7 protein-coding genes are annotated in these 8124 nt (G+C 70.6%); 3 read left to right on the top strand and 4 right to left on the bottom strand.

All coding sequences use genetic code 11. The annotated features are described in order from the left end of the window. Positions 1–1091 (top strand): acyltransferase family protein (locus MHY30_RS12300; protein WP_275438390.1); only part of this gene is annotated, 1091 nt, incomplete at its 5' end. 85 nt (positions 1092–1176) lie between these two features. On the opposite strand, the gene efeB is transcribed toward MHY30_RS12300, so the two are convergent. Genes efeB through efeU form a run of 3 tightly spaced genes read right to left on the bottom strand, consistent with a single transcriptional unit; the run spans position 1177 to position 4689 of the window. Further along, positions 1177–2457 carry an iron uptake transporter deferrochelatase/peroxidase subunit gene (gene efeB / locus MHY30_RS12295; protein WP_374204609.1) on the bottom strand — a complete coding sequence of 427 codons (1281 nt, stop codon included), beginning with the start codon at positions 2455–2457 and terminating at the stop codon, positions 1177–1179. Position 2458: 1 nt separating this feature from the next. Beyond that, positions 2459–3688, bottom strand: coding sequence for an iron uptake system protein EfeO (efeO, locus tag MHY30_RS12290; RefSeq protein ID WP_239277185.1), 1230 nt, complete (start codon positions 3686–3688; stop codon positions 2459–2461). Further along, positions 3685–4689 carry an iron uptake transporter permease EfeU gene (gene efeU / locus MHY30_RS12285; protein ID WP_239277184.1) on the bottom strand — a complete coding sequence of 335 codons (1005 nt, stop codon included), beginning with the start codon at positions 4687–4689 and terminating at the stop codon, positions 3685–3687. Before efeU ends, efeO begins: the two co-directional genes overlap by 4 nt. A 329-nt stretch (positions 4690–5018) precedes the next feature. On the opposite strand from efeU, the gene MHY30_RS12280 reads away from it, so the two are divergent. Continuing rightward, positions 5019–6035 carry an isopenicillin N synthase family oxygenase gene (locus MHY30_RS12280; protein ID WP_239277183.1) on the top strand — a complete coding sequence of 339 codons (1017 nt, stop codon included), beginning with the start codon at positions 5019–5021 and terminating at the stop codon, positions 6033–6035. Positions 6036–6254: 219 nt separating this feature from the next. Here the strand turns inward: MHY30_RS12280 and rpsO are convergent, their stop codons facing one another. Then, positions 6255–6524, bottom strand: a complete 270-nt coding sequence (gene rpsO, locus MHY30_RS12275; protein WP_239277182.1) for a 30S ribosomal protein S15 — start codon at positions 6522–6524, stop codon at positions 6255–6257. A gap of 230 nt (positions 6525–6754) precedes the next feature. Here rpsO and MHY30_RS12270 point away from each other — a divergent pair, with 230 nt between their 5' ends. Next, positions 6755–8056: an MFS transporter gene (locus MHY30_RS12270; protein WP_239277181.1), complete on the top strand. Its 1302-nt coding sequence runs from the start codon at positions 6755–6757 to the stop codon at positions 8054–8056. Positions 8057–8124 lie beyond the last annotated feature (68 nt).

Below are 8124 nucleotides of genomic sequence, written 5' to 3'. Positions count from 1 at the left end.
GACAGGCCCCGACCCCCGCACCGACGAAGCAGCGCGTGCCCTTCTGGGACAACGCCCGCTTCGCCGCCATCGTGCTCGTCGTGTTCGGCCATGCCCTCCAACGGCTGACCTACGACTCGGATGCCGCCGAGGCGCTGTACCTGCTCGTCTACGCGTTCCACATGCCGCTGTTCGCCCTCGTGTCGGGGTACTTCTCGTCCTCCGCCGAGCCCACCCGCGCGCGCATGGCCCGGGTCATCACCGACCTGATCGCGCCGTACGTGATCTTCGAAGCGATCTGGACCCTCACACAGTTCCTCGTGACCGGCCGCACCAACCTCGACCCCGCGCAGCCGGCGTGGACGCTCTGGTTCCTGCTCGCGCTGGCGTTGTTCCGCCTCGTCCTACCCTTCCTCGCGCTGCTGCGGGGACCGATCTGGTGGTCCCTCGGGATCTCGATCGTCGCGGGGTATCTCCCGAGCATCGACTCGACGTTCTCGATCTCGCGCTTCCTCGGATTGCTGCCGTTCTTCACGATGGGCTGGTGGCTGCGCGACCGGGACGTCGTCGCCCGGCTCGGACTGCTCGAGCGGCGACCGGCGTGGCTGCGCACCCTCGCCGTCGCCGTGCTCGTCGCGGCGGGCGCCGTCGCCTTCGCCTTGGTGGACGTCTGGAGCGACGTGCGACTGGGCACATGGTTCTTCTTCGTCGACGCGTACGCGGACCTCGACGCACCCCACTGGTGGGCGGGCGGCGTGCGGCTGGCGATCATCGTGTCGGCGCTCGTGCTGATGAGCGCCTTCCTGGTGCTGGTCCCCCGCCGGAAGACGCCATGGTCGGACCTTGGGAAGTACACGATGTACGTGTATCTGCTGCACACGTTCGTGCTCTACCCGTTCCGGCAGTCCGGAGTGCTGCGCGGGCTGGAACCGGTGTGGCTGTGGATCCCCCTCGTCGCCGTCGCGAGCGTCGCGATCGCCGCGACCCTAGCCAGCCGGCCGGTGCGACGCCTCACCCGCCCCTTCGTCGAGCCCCGGATGCCATGGCTGCTCCGCGACCCCGCCCTCGGCGCGGGCCGCGGCGCCGCGGCATCCGCTCGCCCGTCGCGCTAGAGGTACGGCGCGCCGAGACACGCGCACTGCCCGCGCGCCTCGGCGCACGACGCGCTTGTCGCCCGGCCCCGGCGAGCGCGCCGGCTCACGCGCCGAGCAGTCCCGCGCCGATCGATTGCCCCGCCGCGGGAGCCGGGGGCACGGCCCACAGCCCGGAACCGACGTGCCGGATGTACTCGGCCATCGCGTCGGTCGCGAGGGCGCGCTGCACCGTGATGTACCGGTCGGGACTGCGCTGGAACGACAGGAAGAACAGCCCGGCGTTCAACCGTCCGAGATCGGTGTTGCCGTCGACGAAGTTGTAGCCGCGACGGAGGATCCGGATGCCGCCATTCTGGTCGGGGTGGGCGAGCCGAACGTGACTGCGCGCGTCGATGCGGGGTGTTCCCGACCCGTCGGTCGCGGCAAAATCCGGCGCGGTGAACTCGTCCCCACCCGACAGCGGCGCGCCGCGCGCCTTGTCGCGCCCGACGATTCGGTCCTGTTCCGACAGGCGTACGCGATCCCACGTCTCGATGAGCATCGCGATGCGTCGAGCCACGAGATACGACCCTCCCGCGAGCCACGCCGGACCCTCGGAGGCGGAGACCCACACGTTCTCGTCCAGCGCGGCCGCGTCGTCCGCGAGGATGTTGGCCGTGCCGTCCTTGAACCCGAAGAGATTGCGGGGAGTGGCCTGATCACTGGTCGTCTTGGACGTCCGCCCGAAGCCGAGCTGAGACCAGCGGATACGGGCACGCCCGAACGCGATGCGGCTCAGGTTGCGGATGGCGTGCACGGCGACCTGCGGGTCGTCGGCGCACGCCTGAATGCACAGGTCGCCGTCCGAACGTTCCGGATCCAGGTCGTCGCCGAGGAATGCGGGCAGCCGCTCGAGACCCGCCGGGCGCTGAGCGGCAAGACCGAAGCGCTCGTCGAACAGCGACGGCCCGAACCCGAACGTGATCGTGAGGTTGCTGGCCGGTAGCCCCAGGGCTTCGCCGGTGTCGTCGGGCGGGGCCTCGGGCGATCCGCCGACCGCGCCGGTGGCGCTCACCTCGAGTCCCTGCATCATCCGGTTCGCCGCGTACGTCCAGTCCTGCAGCAGCGACGCGACATCGTCCCGCGTCGTGCGGGCCATCATGTCGAAGGCGGCGAAGTGAAGGTGATCCTGCACCGGCGTCGTGATGCCCGGCTGATGGATGCCATCCCCCGACGCCACGGCATCCGCGGTCCGCCGTTCCCGCGCGCGCCCTAGGGCGACACCGCTGGCGATCCCCGCGCCGCCGCCGATCGCGAGGCCCGCGGCACCGGCCCCGACGGCGAGGCCCATCAGTCCGCGGCGAGACAAGCCCGCGGCATCCGGAATCTGCTGATCCTCGCCCACGTCACTCCAGAACGGTCACGGTGAGCTGCGAGAGCGGCTCGGCGAGGGCGTTGAGGAGGTCGGTCAGCTGACGCTTGTCGGCGTCGGTCAGCTGGGCGTACGGCACGAAGCCGGCGTCGGCGGAGCCGTGCGCGGCGAGCGCCGCCTCGAGATCCGCGTACCCGGCGTCGATGCGCGACACCAGCGACGCCCCCTCGTCACCCTTGGACGCGGTGAAGTCGCGGACGAGCGAGAACGCCATCTTCGATCCCTCGACGTTCGCGGCGAAGTCGTACAGGTCGGTGCCCGACCACCAGTCCTCCTCGCCGCTGATCTTGCCGGTCGCGACCTCGTCGAGCAGCGCGATGGCGCCGTTGGAGATCCCGGCCACCCCCTGATCGTTCAGCGTCTGCAGGAAAGCGTCGGAGTGGACGTAGTCGTACAGCTCCTGCGTGTCGGAGATCAGCGCGTCGCCGTACGACGCGCGCTCCGCGACGGTGGAGGGAGCCCAGTCCTTCCACGCCGGAGTCTCACCATCGGCGTTCAGGGCGTCCTGCGCGGGAACCCAGAGATCCTTTTCGATGCGGTGGAACCCGGTCCACTCGCGCCCCTCCGCCACGGCATCCACCTCGCGGTAATCGATGCGCGGGTCCAGGTCGCCGAGCGCTTCCGCGATCGGCTCGATGCGCTCGTAGTACGCGCGCACGCGGGGGAACTGCTCGCGGGCGGCCGCGTCATCGCCCGACTCGTACGCCGCGGCGAACGTCTGCACGGCCGGCAGCAGCTGACCGACCTGATCCTTGACGAACGCGGCGTACAGGTCGATCGCCTGCTGCTTCTGCGCCGCATCCTCGCCGTCGATCGCGACGGCTTCGCCGGTGACCGAGAACGCGGCGCGACCCACGCCGTCACCGATCATGCCCGGCTTGCAGAGCGTGAAGTAGTCGCCCGGCTGCGCCGTCACGGTGAGGGTGCGCGAGGCTCCGGGCGCGATGTTCTCGACCTCGCCGACGATGCGCAGACCGTCCGAGGCGAGCAGATAGAACTCGGTGACCTCGTCGCCCGCGTTCGTCACGTCGAAGGCGAGCGTTCCGCTCGTCGCGGCCGCGGCGGACACGGCGCAGCCGTCCGCCGTGGAAGTGACCGTGAGGGGTCCGCCGGCGGCCGCGTCGGTCTTGGCGACGCAGCCCGAGAGGACGAGGACGGTCGCGCCGGCCGCGGCCGTAGCCGCCAGGAGGCGAGTCGGGTTCATGATGCTCCGTTCGGGTGAGGGGCGGATGCCGTCGCGGTCGCGGCATCCGGAGTCGGTGTCGGGCGGGCGTCGCCGCGCGGCGCGCTCGCGGGCGCGGACGCGGTGGCGCCGGCTGCTCCGGGTGAGGGGCGCCGGTTCGCGCGGACACCTCGGACGAACAGGGGTACGACGACGGCGACGTACACCGTCCACGCGAGGACCTGCAGCCATGTCATCTGCGGCATGAAGCCGACCGTCGCCTGCAGCAGCGCGGCGAGGGCACCGCCGGGGGCGATGACCCCGGACACCTCGAACGCCCAGCCGAGAGGGAAGCCGGCGACGCCGACGAGCACGGCGCCCGTGCGGGGATCGATCGGGGCGCCGGCACCGAAGGGGCCCGGCAGCGCGCCCGCCTCCTGGAGGTCGTGGATCGCGTACGCGAGCACGCCCGCGGCCACCACGATGAGGAAGGCGCCCGTCCAGGTGAAGAATCGCCCGAGGTTCAAGCGCAGCATGCCCCGCGCGATGGCCCATCCCAGCACGATTGCGGCGGCCAGACCGAGGACGGCACCCGCCAGGGCCAGCGGCGCATCACCGAACGACTGCACCATCGACCACAACAGCAGCGTCGTCTCGATGCCCTCTCGCGCCACGGAGACGAAGCCGACGGCCACCAGTGCCCAGACGCTGCCGCGCAGCGCGCGGTCGACACCCCCCTCGAGTCCGGCCTTGAGCGTGCGGCCGGCGCGCTGCATCCAGAAGATCATCCAGGTCACCATCCCCACCGCGAGGAGGGAAAGGGAACCGCCGATGAGCTCCTGCGCCTCGAAGGTGAGCATGTAGGCCCCGAACGTGAAGACCGCACCGATCGCGAGCGCGAGGGCGACGGCGAGTCCTACCCCGGCCCACAACCGCGGAAGCGCGTCGCGTCGGCCGAGCCGGGAGAGATATGCCACGAGGATGCCGACGACAAGGGCCGCTTCCAGGCCCTCGCGGAGGCCGATGAGAAAGGTGGCGAGCACGAGCGGGTGACCGACTTTCGAGATTCGGGTGAGAACCGCGACACTGCGGGTGAGGTAAGGACAGCCTCACCTTATCCTGACACTTTACGCAATGCCGCACATCGCGCGCATCCCCTCGTTGCGTCATCCGCCCGACGGGCGGCCCGCGGGCCGCGCCCGGCGTCACATTGGGTCGACGGCGGTGGATTTCCTCCTCGATCGGGAGAATTCCTGCCGACCCGCGAACGCGCGCCCCGCTCCTCGACGCCGCGCGTGCAGGCCTGGGGGCACCGGTGGTAACCGTGGGCAACAATCCTCACGGCAGCGGCAGGGCGATCTAGCCTCGGTGCATGTCCGAGCTGAACCTCCCGATCCTCGACCTCTCGCTCCTCGACCAGGGGCCCGAAGCGGCCGCCCGCTTCCGCGACGACCTGCGCGCCGCAACGCGCGACGTGGGGTTCTTCTACCTCACGGGCACGGGTGTCAGCGCTGAGCTCGAAGCCCGACTCTTGCGCGCGGCGAAAGACTTCTTCGCCCTGCCCGAGGCCGACAAGCTCGCGATCGAGAACCTCACCAGCCCGCACTTCCGCGGCTACACCCGCGTCGGGGGTGAGCTCACCCAGGGCCGGGTCGACTGGCGGGAGCAGATCGACATCGGACCCGAGAGGCAAGCCGTCGCCGACCCCGACGGCCCGGCCTACAACCGCCTCATCGGCCCCAACCTCTGGCCGGCGGCGCAGCCCGAGCTCCGCGAGGTCGTCACGGAGTGGCACGACCGCCTCACCGAGATCGCCCGGACCCTGCTGCGCGCCTGGGCGCTCTCCCTCGGCGCCGAGGAGGAGTACTTCGACCGCCACTTCGGCGACCCTCAGACGCTCATCAAGATCGTGCGGTACCCCGGCAAGGACGACCCGACACCCCAGCAGGGCGTCGGCGCCCACAAGGACTCGGGCGTCCTCACGCTGCTGTGGGTCGAGCCCGGCAAGGGCGGGCTCCAGGTCGAGCGGGACGGCGAGTGGGTCGACGCTCCCCCGGTCCCCGGCGCCTTCGTCGTCAACATCGGCGAGCTGCTGGAGTACGCGACCCAGGGCTACCTGACCGCGACCAACCACCGCGTGATCTCGCCCCGATTCCCCGACGAGCGCATCTCGGTGCCGTTCTTCTTCAACCCGGCCCTGGATGCGGTGCTACCGATCATCGACCTTCCGAGCGAGCTCGCCGCTGAGACCCGCGGCGTCTCCCAGGACCCGACGAACCCGATCTACGCCACGTACGGCGAGAACGCCCTCAAGTCACGCCTGCGCGCCCACCCCGATGTCGCCGAGCGCTGGCATCCCGACCTGGTCGCCGCCCGCGCGGCATCCTGAGCCCCCCGGCCGGCGGCGCGCTTACCCCACGCATAAACGCGATCGACGCGCGGAAACGCGCGCACCGCGTGTTTCCGCTCGCGGATCGCGTTTATACATGGGCTGGGACCGGCAGCGGGGATGGATGCCGCCGGCTGACGCTGCTCGGGAATGACGAAGGCCGCCCACACCGTGGGGCGGCCTTCCAAGAATGTTTTGCGCGATTGAACGCTGGTGCGCTTAGCGACGCAGACCGAGCCGCTCGATGAGCGAGCGGTAACGGTTGATGTCGATGTCCTGCAGGTAACCCAGCAGGCGACGGCGCTGACCGACGAGCAGGAACAGGCCACGGCGCGAGTGGTGGTCGTGCTTGTGTGCCTTGAGGTGCTCGGTGAGGTCCTTGATGCGCTGCGTCAGCATCGCGACCTGCACCTCGGGGGATCCGGTGTCACCGGGGTGCGTCGCGTACTCTTCGATGATCGCCTTCTTGACGTCCGCTTCGAGTGCCATAGATGGGATCCCCTTCCTCTTGTTGCGCGGCGCCCGACGCCTGATGCGTGGGCTCTCTTTATCCGCGGCCGATCCAACGGCAACCGCATGAGTCTACCAGCATCCGGATGCCATCACCGGCCGTCCCGCAATCCCCGCCCCCGCGGGGTGCCGTAGCCTCGACCCGTGCATGCCAGAACACGGAGAGGCGCGCCCGCCGCGTCCACCTCCCGCGCCGCCGAGGCCGGAGCGTGAGCGGCGGCAGCGCCCTCATCGACCTCCGTCCGCTCACCACCTCCCCCGCTTTCGCGAGACTGTGGATCGGGTCGACGCTGTCGGGCCTGGGCGGACAGCTCACGATCGTCGCCGTGATGCTGCACGTGTTCGAGCTCACCCAGAGCACGCTCGCGGTATCGATGATCGCGGTCGCCGGGCTCCTGCCGATGGTGGCCGCGGGTCTGTACGGCGGCATGCTGGCCGACGCCTTCGATCGCCGCACGGTGGCCCTCCTCGCCGCGGCGGTGACGTTCGTCTCGACCGCGCTCCTGGCCGTCCTCGCCTGGACGGGCCTCGAGACCGTCGCATGGCTGTTCGTCCTGAGCGTCGTCAATTCCGCGGCCAACTCAATCGTCATGGCCACCCGCTCGGCGATCACTCCACGCCTCCTCCCCCGCGACCTGCTCCCGGCCGCCGCAGCGTTGCAGGGCGTCACGGTCGGGATCATGGTGATGGCGGGCCCCGCACTCGCGGGCGTCCTCGTCGCGGTCGCGGGCTACGCGTGGACGTACTCCCTCGACGTGCTGCTGATGACGTCGCTGTTTCTCGGCCTGTGGTCGCTGCCGAGGCTGCGCCCCGAGTGCCAGACCGTGCGACCGGGCCTGGAGTCGCTGCGCGACGGAGCGCGGTTCCTGCGCCGTGCGCCGAACATCCGGCTGCAGTACCTCCTCGACGTCGTCGCGATGACCTTCGGCCAACCGGTCGCCCTCTTCCCCGCGATCGGCGCGGTACTCCTGGGCGGCGGTGCCATCACGACGGGAGTCCTCACGGCCGCGGTGGCCGCGGGCGCCTTCCTGTCGAGCCTGTTCTCCGGTCCCGTCGGACGCGTGCGCCGCCAGGGCCTGGGGATCGAACGGGCCATCCAGGTCTACGGGCTGTCCATCGCGGTCTTCGGTCTCGTCCTGCTGGCCGCAACCCTCGGGTGGATGCGAACGGCCGACACGGGAGAGGACTCCGGCGCGATCACGCTCATCGTCCTGGCCGCGATCGCCCTGGCCGTCTCGGGCGCGGCCGACAACGTCAGCGCCATCTACCGCTCGACCATGATGCAGGCGGCGGTCCCGGATGCCATGCGCGGACGCCTCCAGGGCATCTTCATCGTCGTGGTCGCCGGGGGTCCTCGCGTCGGCGCCCTGTATGCGGGAACCCTGGCGACGGTCACGGCGCTGTGGGTGCCCCCGCTGTTCGGCGGCATCCTGATCCTCGCCCTCGTCGGCGTGCTCGTGCGGTTCTCGCCGCGGTTCCGCGACTACGACGCCCTGAACCCCCGCCCCTGACCGACACGCATAAACGCCATCCGCGCGCAGAAACGCGGTGTCAGCGCGTTTCTGCCCGCCAGAAGCGT

The sequence above is a fragment of the Microbacterium sp. ACRRU genome, from assembly GCF_022346945.1.
GTDB lineage: Bacteria > Actinomycetota > Actinomycetes > Actinomycetales > Microbacteriaceae > Microbacterium > Microbacterium mcarthurae.
Note: the sequence above shows the minus strand (reverse complement) of the source record. Positions and strands in the feature narration are given on the sequence as shown.

Coding starts and splice junctions, on each gene's coding strand:
- efeO (WP_239277185.1), bottom strand. CDS start 3,688: ATGAACCCGACTCGCCTCCTGGCGGCTACGGCCGCGGCCGGCGCGACC.
- MHY30_RS12280 (WP_239277183.1), top strand. CDS start 5,019: ATGTCCGAGCTGAACCTCCCGATCCTCGACCTCTCGCTCCTCGACCAG.
- rpsO (WP_239277182.1), bottom strand. CDS start 6,524: ATGGCACTCGAAGCGGACGTCAAGAAGGCGATCATCGAAGAGTACGCG.